Consider the following 12,214-nt stretch of genomic DNA (forward strand, 5'->3'; position numbering starts at 1 on the left):
CTCTTACCCTTCTAATAAAAATTGTTTCTCTTCTAACTTTTCAAATACCGTCTGTCCCTGCACTTCAATGTATGGCAGGAATATTTCTTCAAATCGTACCATCTCTATATCCAACAGCGCCATCTGCGCTTCCACCCAGTCTTTCAAGATCCTCCATGCGACCCTTTCTGCCTGCTGCCATGTGTCTTTTATCTGTTTGCGCGGATTTTCCTTCTTTTCTTTTTTAAGCACTGCGAGGCAGGCGTCTACTTTTGCGGGAAGCCTTACTGGTATTTGTTGCGCCCCTGTATCGATCAGGAATGACAAACCTGTTACAGATTCACCTTCATAATTTTTCATAATAGATTTTGCCCCATGTTTCATCAATATATATTCGATTTCTGACACAGTTTTAAATGCATCTATCGTTGTCGTATAATTCAAAATTGCCATCTTCGCTCTCCCTTCGTTTGTTTCGCTATCTTTTATAATCTTCAAACTTTTTACATACCGCGAACGCATACTTGCTATTTACCCATCTTTGTAATTTTATTAGCCTGCTGCCCTGCGGCAATTTATGTTTGTCGTATATCATCACATACGGGTTATATCCCATATCGCGGAGCGTGTATATCCTCTCTAAATCCTGTGCAAATGTTGTGTTATATCCCGTCAGTACATAGACTGACATTTTTTCTCTGCTCCATCCTGTTAATTCTTTGAACCTTTTGAATTTTTCCACAACTTCCTCTTTATCTTGGTATCTGTCCCACGCGAAATGAATCCGTTTTATTTTCATACGCTTGATATATGCCGTTTTTTCATCTGTCATAATTCGGATGTCGCACCCCTGCGTAAAATCTATCCATGCGCCACTATTAATAAGCTGTTCGGACAATCCCCGCCACTCTCGGCAAGCGAACATATTCGGATCCAAAAGTTTTATATGCTTTTGTCCTCTCCAAAATTCCGACAAGTCCGCCACTTTGTGACTTTGCTTTCCTTCCTTTTCGCTGACTATGCAGAAGTCACACCCTCTCGGACAGCCACGCGTTAAAAATCCATAAGCCGTATCCTTGCATAACTCTGGATAAAGGCTATAATCTGGATAGATATGCTCTATCCTTTCCGATAGAGTTTCCCCACCATCTGGATAATTGTATCCAGTCCCTCCACGTATGATTTCACCCGCACAAACTGGATGCGGATAATCTTGTGTAAATGTAAATATTTTGCTCATATACACTCTGTCTGGCGTGTCTATCCATGCCGTAAGCGGATTGTACCACTCTACTATATCTCCTTGTGCCTTGTGCCACGCGGATAGTTTCATCAATGGAAGGTTCGGAAAGTTATGTCCATCTACATCAATCAGTTGTATGTTCATCTCCACTCTCCCTCCTTTTATTCTGCTCAATACTCCTCTTCTAAAAACTCGTCCAGTGACATTTGCCCCGGTATGTTGTCATCTTCCATCCACCAAGCAAAAACTTCCTCTGCGTTCTTCCATTTAGTTTCTTTCCCACGCCGTTCGCGTTCCTTGAGCATGCGGTCAAAAGCGTGTATATATAGCTTTTTATACTGTGGGAAATCAGCAAATTCTTTCCATCTCTTTTTACCTGCCATTGGACAGCCAATACAGCCAACACGAACATAGCCGCACTGATACAGTTCACATGTCTGTATGTTCTCGGAATTGATATACTCCCATATGTCTGTATGTGTCCAATCAATAATCGGATTTACGACTATTTTGTTTTTTTGCATACACAACTCGGTCATGCGTCTGCTTTTATCGTTATCCGTCAGCAACATCACTGTCGTAAATTTTTCTTTATCTGTCTTTTTTGACGTTATATATTCAAATTCTTCCCTGCCACTTCTTGCTGTACTTTCATCCCATCTAACTCCAGTGGCTATATATCTATTTGTGCATCCAGTTTCTTTAAGAATTTCGCAGCAATATCTCGCAAGTCGTGTTGGCGGCATAAGTTTTTGTGTCATCAGTTTCCACATGCTTGTTCTTTTTCCCTTGTAAGTCGGTTTTTCAATCTCACATGAAATCCCTTGTAATTCTAACTCCCGAAACACTTTGCGAATATGCCGTACTGTTTGCGGAGCGTCTGCTGTGGTATGACTGTGATGTACCTCAAACGGGATGCCCGACCGCTTGAAGAGTTCCAGCATCACATCACTGTCCTTGCCTCCGCTATATGTGCATACAAGAGGTTTTTTGTAATGCTGTAAGCTCATTTCACTTGCTAATTTGATTCTTTCTATCGCTTTTTGTTCCCTGTCGCACATCTCCGCGCACCCTCCATTTTTTATTATATTTCATTTCCCCAGCAGTCCCAGCCCTCTACCTGTTGCCGCGCGAAAAGTTCTATTTTATTCTTTTTCTCTCCTCCCATGAGTTCTATAATCTTCTCTCTTACAATCGAAGGCTTAACACTATGTTTCCCTATAGGCTCCATAATAAGCTGTGATACTCTATTACTTTCTCTGTGCGGTTTGCCTTTTACAGCAATTAAGCAAGGCTCTGTATTTCCTCTAGTCCACCTTCCCAAACCGAAAAACCATCCATCACCACTCTTATTCTTCTTTACCCATTGAAATCCAATTGATTTATATGTAAATCCCCATGCTTTTATCAGCTCCAATGCCTCCCCAAGCATAGGGTATGTAGTCCAAAGAAAAAGTACGCAATCCTTATCCGAAATTTGAGGGATAGGCAACTTTTTAATTTCTTCTATTTTCATTGTTTTGTAATGAAATTCACACGCTCCGTTGCATTTGCGATCCGAGTATCTCCACGGTGGGTCGGCGTAAATTATGTTGTATTTCTTGTCTGTATTAAAAATATCTACTTTCATTTTCTAAATAAGTCCGGTATACCTTTGCCCCGACTATCTCCTTTCTCTTCCTGCCCGCAGGCAGGAAGGAATACAAGATTTATATGTTGCAGTGACATACTGCCAACGCCTTACGGCGGAGGTGCTATAAATAATTTCTCTTAAACAACCTCATCCATTCGTCTCGCGTATGTGTCTGTTCAAATTCCTGTTGTGCGATTCTACATAATAAGATTCTTGTCTGCTCACAATTATGTACTGCCTGCTGCCCTTCCTCATACAGGCAGCGGCAAAAGCTCTCAAACTGCTGTCTGTCCATCTTTTTTACTTTTTTGTAGTCTTCCCGGCGCATCTTTCTTGTACCTACACTGTTTTTGTTCATTGCTCCTCCCACCTTTCATCCAGCCAGGTCGCTTCCATATCTGCCAGATGAAGAAGAACGGCAAGAGGATGCTTTTTCCATGCCTCGTTAAGTTCTCTCGTTTCCCGCGCGCGGGCATCAAAACCACCCATGTGCCAGCTTATCGCAATGATTTCTTCGGCTGTAAGCTGCATATAGCGCTGAATCAAGATAACAGATTTCTCTCCATGTCCGATCGGGAATTCATTCCTGTATGTGTAGTTACATGACACTATTCCATCCCCTGTATAGATTTTCGTTGTTTGCTCATATGTATTGACTTTGCAGATGTCATGCAGAAGTGCTATGACTATGATTGTTTCATTTTCTGTCCCTGCAGGCATATCTTCCTGTTTTGACACTAAACGCCTGTATACATTCAAAGAGTGTTCCACCAGTCCACCTGGATATGCGCCGTGATACTTTGTGCTTGCCGGCGCGGTAAAAAAATCTGTTGTTTCAAGATAATCTAACAGCTCTGTTATGCCCTTTCGTCTTATGTATGCTTTACACAATGCTATGAATACTTTTTTCTGTTCATCTAATTTCCTCATTATTTGTTCCACCTTTCTAACAGCCTCCTATTTGGGTTTTTCTTTGTCGGCGTAATCCTGCAGCATGTCTTTACCCACTCTTCGTAAAATGCCATGTACGCGCCAATCCCGTTCCATTTTCTTAAAATTTCCGGCTTTGGAACACTTCCCGGCATTTTCTTATACTGCCCTTCATATATATTTTTCATTTTCCCTTCACCCTCCTTTTTCTTTTGCGCCTGCTCCCTGCATACATGAATTTATACATGTTCCCATGACGGAACGGTACTGCTGCCTTTTGTGTGTCCTTATATGAAAATGTTCTTTCCTGCATGTAAAATCCTCCTAAATGCTATTTTTTCAGAATCTGCCGGACTTTTTGATTGTAATTCTCATTTATGTCCTGTTTTACCCTGCAAAAATGCCGACAAACGTTGATTTTTCAGAATCTAGCGTGCATTTTGCTTATGCTGCTGTCAATTCGCTTAGCTTTTCTACGTAATCGTTGTATTTACTAAAGCGGACAGCTATTTTATGCCGCCTTGAAAGTTCCTGGTACTGCTGCCACAACTCTTTATTTTTCCTTTCACCACCTGCCGGGGCTTTCCACTCTGCCCGCTGCCATTGTTCCGGCCTGCCTTGTTCAATCATGTTTTTTACAAATGTACAGTCTGTGTATACTGTCACAGTACAGGCTGTATTTAGTAAATATAGTGCGTTCACAATCGCAAGAAGGACAAGGCGATAATACGTTGACTTTTCTTCTGTCCCTTTAATGCCCCGCGTTGCCGGGCCTTTTTTTGTCTGGCACTCTACGATTGCCGCCCAGTTCCCTTTACTGATACAAGGCCCGTGCAAGCTTGTCCCGATATATATTTTTACTTCTCTCATAATTCAAATCCTCATATGCAGACGTATCATTGTGTACCGTCTGTATTTGAAACCTGTTGCCGGGTTGATTCCTTCATGTATTTTTGCAATATAATAGCCTTTCTTTGCTTTTACTTCTTTTTTCCACCGCACAAGTTTTTCTGTGTGCGGCTCTTTTAACGGCATATTTCTACTTGTACTGTAGCTTGTCTGTTTCACGCGCGGCTTTTCATATGTACCGTCTTCCCGCCGCTGTCCCAGGCGTTCATCTTTCGTTATGTAATTTGCCAGGTCCGTAAAATCTTCATCATAAAATTTGCTTTTCCGGATCTGTACTGCATAGGTTCCACCATGTTCCCAGGCATCCTCTATCATTTCAGCCGTACCTGGTATACGATTGATAATCAGATGAATATGCCAGGCTCCCTTTGTTCCCTGCTCTATATTTTTTATCCAGCGCAGAGGCTGCCCCGCTTTTTTGTACCGCCGCTTTATGTATTTGATTGCTTTTGTAAAATGCTTCTGCGCGGTTTCCATGTCAGGCGGTCTTGCATCTACCTTGTATGTCCACGTGACGAAGTAGTCCCCTGTATTGAAATACGCTAACAGTTGTTTTCTTGCCTTCCTTGCTTTATTCATTACATTTACAACAATCATCTGCTCCGGGGTGGGCTTTTTCTTTTTCTGCCTTCCCATTCCGGGGGCGCCATATCTTCCGTCATGGTATTCCTCTACATCTATGATATTTCCCTGCTTGAATCTGTCTGTTTTTCTCTTTGTTCCCATCTACTTTGTGTCCTTAACTTTAATATCTTTATGAACTTTGAAAACAGGGCAAAAACCCCCATTTTTCTTGACTTTTTCACCCTGCAGATGGTATAATATTTATGTCCAAATATTATCCAACCGCAGGATAAAAAATATCTTTATGAATAACACTTCTGTTTCCGGCAGGGTGTTATTTTTTTATTCTTTTTTCAATGTGCCAGGAGGCCGTATTTAAAATTCCGCAGAGTAATATGACTGTTACCGCCATCAGCAAAGGCTGTGCCTGGGCTGAAAGCGACTGATTGCAAATATCTGTTGTCTGTACTACTGCAGTTATATAGATACATGCGCATCCGATTACTGCCTCTGTAGCTGTCCGTATCCAGTGCAGGTATTTTATGTAATGATGTACCCGCTTTTTTTCTTTTCTGCTTTCTTCTCTGCGTACTGTCGTACTTCTTCCTTTGTTCCGCTTCAACATTCCATCTCTCCTGTACGCACCCAGCGTATGATCCATATCATTTTTTCTCCTTTCTCGGAAAGCCTAATTCAAACACTTTCTGAAGCTGTTCTTCTTTCCAGGCTCTTCCTGTGTTTCCGTCCGCATTTCCAGCTACATAGCCCATAATTCTGCAGCGCTTTCCGTTCCAATCGTCCGGATCGTCTACTTCACTAAGCATTAACTTGATAGCTTCATAATGAAGAGCAAACTCTTCATCTGTCATAACCTTGATTTTTTTCATCGCTACTCCCTTCCTGCTTGTCCACTCTTCCCCGCGCTTTGCAGGGTTCATGTACTTACTGAAATATTTTCTCTTTCTGCTGCGCAGACAATAGCAGAGGCGTTTTGAATTATCCTTTCTACATCATCTGCGCCAGCTTTCGAAAATGCATCATCATATATGATGACTGTACACTCTCCTTTTTTTATAGTTTCTACAACCATCTTCATCACCTCTGGTTATATGTATGCTTTACTGTTTGTCTGACTTATCTTGTCTTTCTTCTTGAATTCTCCTATAATTTTTATACAGGCACTGCCATGCCAAGTATTATGAAAGGAGAATATAGTCCATGAATAAACTCGCTTATGACCTTGCTCTCTTATGTGCTGAATATAGTTTAAGCCGTTTAGAACCCGAAAACTGTCAAGAATCTGCTCAACTTGTTCTCGAAACCTTCCAGGACTCCTATCGGATTATTATGGAATCAGGAGAACCACTCCTTGACTCTTTTGGAAAAATCGGATGATTTTTTCTGATTAAGCAGTGTGTAATTTTCTTGTATAGGCTCCATTCTATTTCTAATAGTTTGGAGTTCTTTTCTTATTTGAATAAGTTCCTGTAATGTTTTTCTCGATACCTGCTCAAGCTGTATCATTTCTTTTTTCATTTTTCGAACTTTCTTTATAAATTTTTTGTATCCTTTGATTTTTATTTTTATGCTGCTCTCTCTTTTATCCATTTTTATATCCCTTCCTTATCTCTAAATTTATTCCTTGATAACATTCCAGTCGTCAGCCATCAGGTCGTCCGCCGTAGGATTCCACCAACGACATGCTCCTGCTGCCTTATCCCCTCTCATCACGATTAGTTTGCATGTGTCGTATGAATTACTCGGTCTGATTGCAGAATAAATGTCTGATTTTGTCTCCTTAGCAGACGACCTGATAATCAGTCCGTTTTCTTCTAATGCTTTTTTTTACTGCTTCATGTATGTACATCTATACCACCTCCTTTTTTCGTTCTCTCCTATTTTCTGCTTTTTCGTCTTTAATCCCTGCCATAATCACCATTCCTTCACCTACTAGCAAAAATTTTTCAAGCTCATTGTCATCCATGTGTTCCATTACACCTTCAATTTTCTGCATTAAAGTCCTTTCTTTATCGCTCATGTTTTTCCTCCTTTCCTTGTTTTGTTAAACACATTATATATTTTAATTTTGTGTTTGTCAATACATTTTAATTCTATTTTTTGTGCTTTACAAAACATTTAGTTTATGATAGTATGTATTTATGGAAGGTGGTGAAACTAATGACTATTAGCGAACGAATCCGTTATCTTAGGAAAGAACATCTCGAAATTACTCAAGAAGCTCTTGGAAAACCTTTAGGTCTGACACGTGCTAATATAGCAAATATAGAAGCAGGCAGAATTTCTGTTACTGAACGTGTCCTACTTGCTATATGTAATGAATTTGGAGTAAATGAGAATTGGCTTAGAACCGGAAACGGTGAAATATTTACAGAGCTTTCAAAAGAAGAATATATAGCTGAATTTATCGGCCGTGTTTTAAAAGATAAAGAAGATTCTTTCAAAAAAAGATACATAGATATGCTTTCAAAATTAGATGATGATGGATGGGAAGCACTTGAAAAAGTTGCTGCTGCTATGGGGCATATAAAAAAGGACTAGCTTTTCGTCTAGTCCAGTAGTCCTTTTATGAATCGGTAGATTACTTTTAATATTGATATATTATCTATATTGTAAATTGCTTCAATTATGTATTTTTTATAATCTTCCTTTTTCATATGTATAACCTCCGCACAAACATTTGTTTGCTCCCCTTGTCAGTATATTATCATTATAACGATTAAGGGTCAATACAAATCCGAACATTTGTTCTTATTATTTTGTTGGTAACTATGTGGATAACATGTGGAAAACTTTGGAAGTGGTGTTTTCTCGGAATACTAAAGAAAAGAGGGTAAAGCAAAATGTATTGTCCGCGTTGTGGAAAGGAAACAAGAAGAAGCGACCGTGACCCTAGGTATATGGTTTGTGATAATTGCAGAAAAAAATTTTTCCGCCCCATTGAAGATAATTATGAAATAGATCCTCTCGGTGCGCCAGCGGATGAACTTGTCGAAGTTAAAGAAAAAAGAAGTATTTGTACAATTATAGCATTAGTGCTGTCACTTGCATATTTAGCACTTTCGGCTTATTATTGGCAATCTTCCGGCGGAGAATTTTCTTCTCTTGCCGAATTGACTGGCTGGCAACTTGCAAAAGCTCTTGTTATGCCACACTTAATTGCTGTAGCTGTAGCATTTGTATTTAATGCTGTCGGCGTGATTCTTCCAAATAGGTGGTTTATACTTGTTGGCGCTATTATATACGCAGTTGCTATTCTTCTATTCCCTATGTATTTTATGTTTGTACTGATACAGGTTATTTTATCTTTCGTCGGGTTTGGATTGATGGTATCTTATCGAAACAAGCAAAAACAAATATAAAAATATTTGTTTTTTATCGTTGACAAATATAATTATATGTGTTATTATAATATTGTCAGGAGGGAATGATACATGAAAAGTTATTCTTCAAGGGAAGTCTTAAAAATGTTAAAAGCGGACGGCTGGTATGAGGTAAATATAGTTGGTAGTCATCACCAATTCAAGCACCCTACCAAAAAGGGGCGTGTCACTGTAAAACATCCTGACAAAGATATTCCCCGAAAAACGCTTGACAGCATAGAAAGGCAGTCGGGGCTACGGTTTAGGTAGCCCCTCCCCTTGAAATTATAGATTGGAGGAATACCATGAAAAAAGTAGAACGTTATTTTTATCCTGCTGTTTTTACTTATGAGGAAGGAAAGGAAATTGCTGTTGTATTTCCCGATTTAGATGTTGCTACAAGCGGTGTCAATGATGATGACGCGCTTCTATCCGCGCGTGAGCTGCTTGGATGTGTAATGTTTGGACTTGAGGAAGATAACGAAGAAATCCCTGCCCCTACCCGATTATCCGATATTAATGTAGAGCAAAATGAGCGTGTTGTTTTGATTGATGTGTATATGCCGTCTATACGCATGGCAAACGTCAACAAATCAGTAAATCGTACTGTTACACTTCCAGCTTGGCTAAATGCCAGCGCTTTAGAACTTAATGTAAATTTTTCACAGGTACTTCAAGAGGCTCTATTGCAAAAAATCCACAAAAATTGAAAGAAGTATTGATATATCACTTTGGCAGCATTCAAAAATAAAAACCGCTTCAGTATTGGCGTACTGAAGCGGCACCTGTGCTTTGAAAGCACGACAAACCACCGAAGATGGTTCTAACACCATAAATATTGTATCATCTTCGGAATGGTCAGGCAATCAGAACTTTTGTTCGTGTCTGGCTGTTATTTTTATACTTTTTTGCATATAGTTATAAAAGGAGATGATAAAATGCTAAAAACTGATGGAAATTACTGCGCCTATCTGCGTAAATCTAGGAAGGATTTAGAAGCAGAAGCACATGGAGAGGGGGAAACACTTGCCAGGCATGAGCATATACTTTTAGATTTAGCTAAACGGCTAAATATATCCCTGCACGCAATCTACAAAGAAATTGTGTCGGGTGAAACGATTGCCGCGCGTCCGGTTGTGCAAAGAGTTCTTCGTGAAGTTGAACAGGGATTTTGGGATGGCGTTCTAGTTGTTGAGGTTGAACGTCTTGCCCGTGGAGATACAAGAGATCAAGGGTACATATCAGAGGCATTTACGTATTCCGATACGCTCATTATAACGCCGCTTAAAATTTATAATCCGTCCGACCCGTCTGATTCTGAATATTTCGAATTTAACCTTTTCATGTCTCGACGTGAATATAAAACGATTAACCGCCGACTTGAAACCGGACGTCATCAATCATTCCTGGAAGGGAAATTTATCGGTAATATTGCTCCGTATGGCTGGGAGCGTTATAAGTTATCAAAACAAAGAGGGTTTTCTTTAAGACCGGATCCGGCAGAAAGCAAATATTTAAAAATGATGTACGATTTAATCGCATATGGAGCTGATGGCGTTCCTGTCGGGCCGGATAAGGTTGCAAATTTATTTAATAAAATGGGGGTTCCTACCCGAAACAACGCTTCGACATGGACCGGCGTAACTATCAGGGGAATTATAGAAAATGAACATAATATAGGCATGGTGCGCTTAGGTCACAGAAAAACAGTCAAAAAAATGCAGAACGGACAGCTTAAAAAGATTCGTCCTCGTCAGAAATCTTATGAACTGGCAAATGGGATGCATGAGGGCCAGATTTCAGAGGAAACATTTAAAATCGCAAATGAACATCTTTCTTCTGCTGCTCTGCCTGTCAATCGAGATTACACTGTCAAAAATCCCCTTGCAGGAATCATATATTGTTCCTGCTGCGGCCGTGCCATGCGCCGGCGCCCTACACACACGAAGGCGGCGTATGATTTTTTATACTGCCCGTATGGCTGTGGAACTGTCGGCTCTCCTTTGTATGTTGTTGAAAAAGTCATTCTTGATATTTTGAACGACTGGACATCAGAATATGAACTGAAAGATGTGGAAGATACCTCACGCTTTGATGAGATGATTGCCTTGAAGCAGTCTGCTCTCTCCGAGCTTGACGAAGATTTAAGAAAATTGTCCGTTCAGCGTGGCAACCTCTACGATCTGCTTGAGCAGGGTATTTATGATACAGATGTTTTCCTTTCCCGACAAAAAGAAATTTCTGACCGCGAAAAAGCATTAAAGGAAAAACGGACAGCTCTTATGCAGGAAATTGAATATGAGAGTAAAATACAGGCTGACAAAGCTAATTTTATTCCTCGATGCAAAAAGCTGATTGACAATTACAATTATTTAAGTGTGCAGGATAAAAACCGCTTTCTAAAAGAATTAATCGACCGTATTGTATACACAAAGACGGAGCGCAATAAACGCGGATGCGGAAATACGGCAAATTTTCAGCTTGAAATTTATCCCCGCGTCCCGCGTTCTTAGCTATTTAGAGCCTCATTGTGCAGACGTGTCTGTACATTATGTAATGAAATGAACGTATTTTCGCGGTCTGCGGGGCTTTATGTAAAGCCTCGCGGTACTGCTTCTTCTGTTCCGATATCTGTAAGTATTCCAGTAACTTCTTTGTACGGCATCGTATAACGCTGAGACAAATAGCGCATGGAGGCAGCTAGTTCTCCATCTGGTCCGCCAAACTGAGAAATAATAATCTGCGCAATTTTAGGATTTGTTTGCGTAATTTTTACTGGATACTGCAATCTTTTTTCATAATTCCACATACTAACATCCTCCTTCCTGCCATGGCCACGGTTCATTAATCCAGTTCCATCTGTCAGAACAGGAGGAATCGGCTGTATCCACTATCAATGGTCCATAATATGAAGCATATTCCTTAAGTGCCTGGCCGCGCAGACGGCTGTATTCCTGGAAATAGGAAAGTGCTTCCTCATCACACGGATGCGTATCCAGGTATAATTTCACATCATCTACTGCAAAACTAACCTGGTTAATATAGTTGAGCAGCTCTTTTCTGCCTGGCTGTTTGCTCATCGGTTACATCCTCCTTTTCCATGGAATGGTTTATCAAGATCTTGAAAAATCGTCCCTTGATTAAGGCCTTTGCAGGGTTCATAAATATTCTGCCATTTCTGCCAGGGAACATACGCCATAGCAAGAGGCATTGTATCCACCGGAGCCTTTGAATGCCCAGGACAGATTGAAGAAGAACGGCTGCTTTGAGCACTGCGGTTTACCGGTTCTGGTACAGGGCGGCATCCGTTATTCTGATTCTGCATATACGGATTACGCATGGAGGTCTGACGTCCATAGCGCATATTGTTTTGACAATTCGCCATTTGCGATTGCTCCTTTCCTAAAAACTTTACAGTATTATAGTATGGAAAAAAAGAAAAAAAGGTTCCGCTTTACTTTTGTGTAAAAGTTGTATATAATATATAAGGCATCGGGGTGTGGCTCAGTTTGGTTAGAGCGCACGGCTGGGGGCCGTGAGGTCGCAGGTTCGAATCCTGTCACCCCGATTTCTAAA

Annotated in this window: 21 protein-coding genes, 1 tRNA gene and 2 pseudogenes; 6 read left to right on the forward strand and 18 right to left on the reverse strand. The window is 40.4% G+C overall.

The window, feature by feature from the left end; translation table 11 throughout:
* Positions 1–3: 3 nt before the first annotated feature.
* The 15 genes and pseudogenes from ACZ5C4_RS11085 to ACZ5C4_RS11155 form a co-directional block, all read right to left on the reverse strand.
* Positions 4–432, reverse strand: coding sequence for a hypothetical protein (locus ACZ5C4_RS11085; RefSeq protein WP_464521041.1), 429 nt, complete (start codon positions 430–432; stop codon positions 4–6).
* 25 nt (positions 433–457) lie between these two features.
* The gene (locus tag ACZ5C4_RS11090) at positions 458–1,366 is read right to left on the reverse strand and encodes a radical SAM protein (RefSeq protein WP_464521042.1); all 909 of its coding nucleotides are present in this window, start codon (positions 1,364–1,366) and stop codon (positions 458–460) included.
* A 26-nt stretch (positions 1,367–1,392) separates the two neighbouring features.
* Complete coding sequence (locus ACZ5C4_RS11095) at positions 1,393–2,283, reverse strand: phosphoadenosine phosphosulfate reductase family protein (RefSeq protein ID WP_464521043.1); 891 nt, start codon at positions 2,281–2,283, stop codon at positions 1,393–1,395.
* Positions 2,284–2,306: 23 nt separating this feature from the next.
* Entirely contained in the window at positions 2,307–2,852 is a 546-nt protein-coding gene (locus ACZ5C4_RS11100) for an MT-A70 family methyltransferase (RefSeq protein ID WP_464521044.1), read from the reverse strand.
* A gap of 124 nt (positions 2,853–2,976) precedes the next feature.
* Positions 2,977–3,213, reverse strand: coding sequence for a hypothetical protein (locus tag ACZ5C4_RS11105; RefSeq protein WP_464521045.1), 237 nt, complete (start codon positions 3,211–3,213; stop codon positions 2,977–2,979).
* On the reverse strand, positions 3,210–3,785 hold the full coding sequence (locus ACZ5C4_RS11110; protein WP_464521046.1) for an HD domain-containing protein: 576 nt from the start codon (positions 3,783–3,785) through the stop codon (positions 3,210–3,212). The genes ACZ5C4_RS11105 and ACZ5C4_RS11110 overlap by 4 nt, the downstream gene beginning before the upstream one ends.
* Positions 3,785–3,973, reverse strand: coding sequence for a hypothetical protein (locus ACZ5C4_RS11115; protein ID WP_464521047.1), 189 nt, complete (start codon positions 3,971–3,973; stop codon positions 3,785–3,787). Before ACZ5C4_RS11115 ends, ACZ5C4_RS11110 begins: the two co-directional genes overlap by 1 nt.
* 256 nt (positions 3,974–4,229) lie before the next feature.
* Entirely contained in the window at positions 4,230–4,655 is a 426-nt protein-coding gene (locus ACZ5C4_RS11120) for an RNase H family protein (protein ID WP_464521048.1), read from the reverse strand.
* A 3-nt stretch (positions 4,656–4,658) separates the two neighbouring features.
* Positions 4,659–5,420 carry a rolling circle replication-associated protein gene (locus ACZ5C4_RS11125; RefSeq protein ID WP_464521049.1) on the reverse strand — a complete coding sequence of 254 codons (762 nt, stop codon included), beginning with the start codon at positions 5,418–5,420 and terminating at the stop codon, positions 4,659–4,661.
* Positions 5,421–5,592: 172 nt separating this feature from the next.
* Positions 5,593–5,919 (reverse strand): hypothetical protein, encoded by a 327-nt coding sequence (locus ACZ5C4_RS11130; protein WP_464521050.1) that lies wholly within the window; start codon positions 5,917–5,919, stop codon positions 5,593–5,595.
* Between the two features lies 1 nt (position 5,920).
* On the reverse strand, positions 5,921–6,145 hold the full coding sequence (locus ACZ5C4_RS11135) for a hypothetical protein (protein WP_464521051.1): 225 nt from the start codon (positions 6,143–6,145) through the stop codon (positions 5,921–5,923).
* Positions 6,146–6,192: 47 nt separating this feature from the next.
* Positions 6,193–6,348 (reverse strand): hypothetical protein, encoded by a 156-nt coding sequence (locus ACZ5C4_RS11140; protein WP_464521052.1) that lies wholly within the window; start codon positions 6,346–6,348, stop codon positions 6,193–6,195.
* 263 nt (positions 6,349–6,611) lie between these two features.
* Positions 6,612–6,866 (reverse strand): hypothetical protein, encoded by a 255-nt coding sequence (locus tag ACZ5C4_RS11145; protein WP_464521053.1) that lies wholly within the window; start codon positions 6,864–6,866, stop codon positions 6,612–6,614.
* Positions 6,867–6,893: 27 nt separating this feature from the next.
* Positions 6,894–7,085 (reverse strand): annotated as a pseudogene (locus tag ACZ5C4_RS11150) (Thoeris anti-defense Tad2 family protein); the annotation flags it as partial.
* A gap of 40 nt (positions 7,086–7,125) precedes the next feature.
* On the reverse strand, positions 7,126–7,296 hold the full coding sequence (locus ACZ5C4_RS11155; protein WP_464521054.1) for a hypothetical protein: 171 nt from the start codon (positions 7,294–7,296) through the stop codon (positions 7,126–7,128).
* 140 nt (positions 7,297–7,436) lie between these two features.
* On the opposite strand from ACZ5C4_RS11155, the gene ACZ5C4_RS11160 reads away from it, so the two are divergent.
* The 5 genes from ACZ5C4_RS11160 (at position 7,437) to ACZ5C4_RS11180 (ending at position 11,151) form a co-directional block, all read left to right on the forward strand.
* The gene (locus ACZ5C4_RS11160; RefSeq protein ID WP_464521055.1) at positions 7,437–7,817 is read left to right on the forward strand and encodes a helix-turn-helix domain-containing protein; all 381 of its coding nucleotides are present in this window, start codon (positions 7,437–7,439) and stop codon (positions 7,815–7,817) included.
* A gap of 302 nt (positions 7,818–8,119) precedes the next feature.
* On the forward strand, positions 8,120–8,638 hold the full coding sequence (locus ACZ5C4_RS11165) for a hypothetical protein (protein ID WP_464521056.1): 519 nt from the start codon (positions 8,120–8,122) through the stop codon (positions 8,636–8,638).
* A gap of 72 nt (positions 8,639–8,710) precedes the next feature.
* Positions 8,711–8,908: a type II toxin-antitoxin system HicA family toxin gene (locus ACZ5C4_RS11170; RefSeq protein WP_464521057.1), complete on the forward strand. Its 198-nt coding sequence runs from the start codon at positions 8,711–8,713 to the stop codon at positions 8,906–8,908.
* A 35-nt stretch (positions 8,909–8,943) separates the two neighbouring features.
* Positions 8,944–9,348, forward strand: a complete 405-nt coding sequence (locus ACZ5C4_RS11175) for a type II toxin-antitoxin system HicB family antitoxin (RefSeq protein WP_464521058.1) — start codon at positions 8,944–8,946, stop codon at positions 9,346–9,348.
* Positions 9,349–9,576: 228 nt separating this feature from the next.
* Positions 9,577–11,151, forward strand: coding sequence for a recombinase family protein (locus ACZ5C4_RS11180; protein ID WP_464521059.1), 1,575 nt, complete (start codon positions 9,577–9,579; stop codon positions 11,149–11,151).
* Between the two features lie 101 nt (positions 11,152–11,252).
* Here the strand turns inward: ACZ5C4_RS11180 and ACZ5C4_RS11185 are convergent.
* The 3 genes and pseudogenes from ACZ5C4_RS11185 to ACZ5C4_RS11195 form a co-directional block, all read right to left on the reverse strand.
* Positions 11,253–11,447 (reverse strand): annotated as a pseudogene (locus ACZ5C4_RS11185) (manganese catalase family protein); the annotation flags it as partial.
* A 1-nt stretch (position 11,448) separates the two neighbouring features.
* Positions 11,449–11,718 (reverse strand): spore coat protein CotJB, encoded by a 270-nt coding sequence (locus ACZ5C4_RS11190; protein WP_464521060.1) that lies wholly within the window; start codon positions 11,716–11,718, stop codon positions 11,449–11,451.
* Positions 11,715–12,023: a spore coat associated protein CotJA gene (locus tag ACZ5C4_RS11195; protein WP_464521061.1), complete on the reverse strand. Its 309-nt coding sequence runs from the start codon at positions 12,021–12,023 to the stop codon at positions 11,715–11,717. Before ACZ5C4_RS11195 ends, ACZ5C4_RS11190 begins: the two co-directional genes overlap by 4 nt.
* A 108-nt stretch (positions 12,024–12,131) precedes the next feature.
* Between ACZ5C4_RS11195 and ACZ5C4_RS11200 the strand changes: the two genes are divergently transcribed.
* Positions 12,132–12,206: transfer RNA gene (locus tag ACZ5C4_RS11200), tRNA-Pro, on the forward strand.
* The last annotated feature ends 8 nt before the right edge of the window (positions 12,207–12,214 follow it).

Source organism: Mediterraneibacter flintii, assembly GCF_055387595.1.

Excerpts from the sequence above, each read along its gene's own strand:
- ACZ5C4_RS11085 (WP_464521041.1), bottom strand. The coding sequence starts at position 432 with ATGGCAATTTTGAATTATACGACAACGATAGATGCATTTAAAACTGTG.
- ACZ5C4_RS11090 (WP_464521042.1), bottom strand. The coding sequence starts at position 1,366 with ATGAACATACAACTGATTGATGTAGATGGACATAACTTTCCGAACCTT.
- ACZ5C4_RS11095 (WP_464521043.1), bottom strand. The coding sequence starts at position 2,283 with ATGTGCGACAGGGAACAAAAAGCGATAGAAAGAATCAAATTAGCAAGT.
- ACZ5C4_RS11100 (WP_464521044.1), bottom strand. The coding sequence starts at position 2,852 with ATGAAAGTAGATATTTTTAATACAGACAAGAAATACAACATAATTTAC.
- ACZ5C4_RS11105 (WP_464521045.1), bottom strand. The coding sequence starts at position 3,213 with ATGAACAAAAACAGTGTAGGTACAAGAAAGATGCGCCGGGAAGACTAC.
- ACZ5C4_RS11110 (WP_464521046.1), bottom strand. The coding sequence starts at position 3,785 with ATGAGGAAATTAGATGAACAGAAAAAAGTATTCATAGCATTGTGTAAA.
- ACZ5C4_RS11115 (WP_464521047.1), bottom strand. The coding sequence starts at position 3,973 with ATGAAAAATATATATGAAGGGCAGTATAAGAAAATGCCGGGAAGTGTT.
- ACZ5C4_RS11120 (WP_464521048.1), bottom strand. The coding sequence starts at position 4,655 with ATGAGAGAAGTAAAAATATATATCGGGACAAGCTTGCACGGGCCTTGT.
- ACZ5C4_RS11125 (WP_464521049.1), bottom strand. The coding sequence starts at position 5,420 with ATGGGAACAAAGAGAAAAACAGACAGATTCAAGCAGGGAAATATCATA.
- ACZ5C4_RS11130 (WP_464521050.1), bottom strand. The coding sequence starts at position 5,919 with ATGGATCATACGCTGGGTGCGTACAGGAGAGATGGAATGTTGAAGCGG.
- ACZ5C4_RS11135 (WP_464521051.1), bottom strand. The coding sequence starts at position 6,145 with ATGAAAAAAATCAAGGTTATGACAGATGAAGAGTTTGCTCTTCATTAT.
- ACZ5C4_RS11140 (WP_464521052.1), bottom strand. The coding sequence starts at position 6,348 with ATGGTTGTAGAAACTATAAAAAAAGGAGAGTGTACAGTCATCATATAT.
- ACZ5C4_RS11145 (WP_464521053.1), bottom strand. The coding sequence starts at position 6,866 with ATGGATAAAAGAGAGAGCAGCATAAAAATAAAAATCAAAGGATACAAA.
- ACZ5C4_RS11155 (WP_464521054.1), bottom strand. The coding sequence starts at position 7,296 with ATGAGCGATAAAGAAAGGACTTTAATGCAGAAAATTGAAGGTGTAATG.
- ACZ5C4_RS11160 (WP_464521055.1), top strand. The coding sequence starts at position 7,437 with ATGACTATTAGCGAACGAATCCGTTATCTTAGGAAAGAACATCTCGAA.
- ACZ5C4_RS11165 (WP_464521056.1), top strand. The coding sequence starts at position 8,120 with ATGTATTGTCCGCGTTGTGGAAAGGAAACAAGAAGAAGCGACCGTGAC.
- ACZ5C4_RS11170 (WP_464521057.1), top strand. The coding sequence starts at position 8,711 with ATGAAAAGTTATTCTTCAAGGGAAGTCTTAAAAATGTTAAAAGCGGAC.
- ACZ5C4_RS11175 (WP_464521058.1), top strand. The coding sequence starts at position 8,944 with ATGAAAAAAGTAGAACGTTATTTTTATCCTGCTGTTTTTACTTATGAG.
- ACZ5C4_RS11180 (WP_464521059.1), top strand. The coding sequence starts at position 9,577 with ATGCTAAAAACTGATGGAAATTACTGCGCCTATCTGCGTAAATCTAGG.
- ACZ5C4_RS11190 (WP_464521060.1), bottom strand. The coding sequence starts at position 11,718 with ATGAGCAAACAGCCAGGCAGAAAAGAGCTGCTCAACTATATTAACCAG.
- ACZ5C4_RS11195 (WP_464521061.1), bottom strand. The coding sequence starts at position 12,023 with ATGGCGAATTGTCAAAACAATATGCGCTATGGACGTCAGACCTCCATG.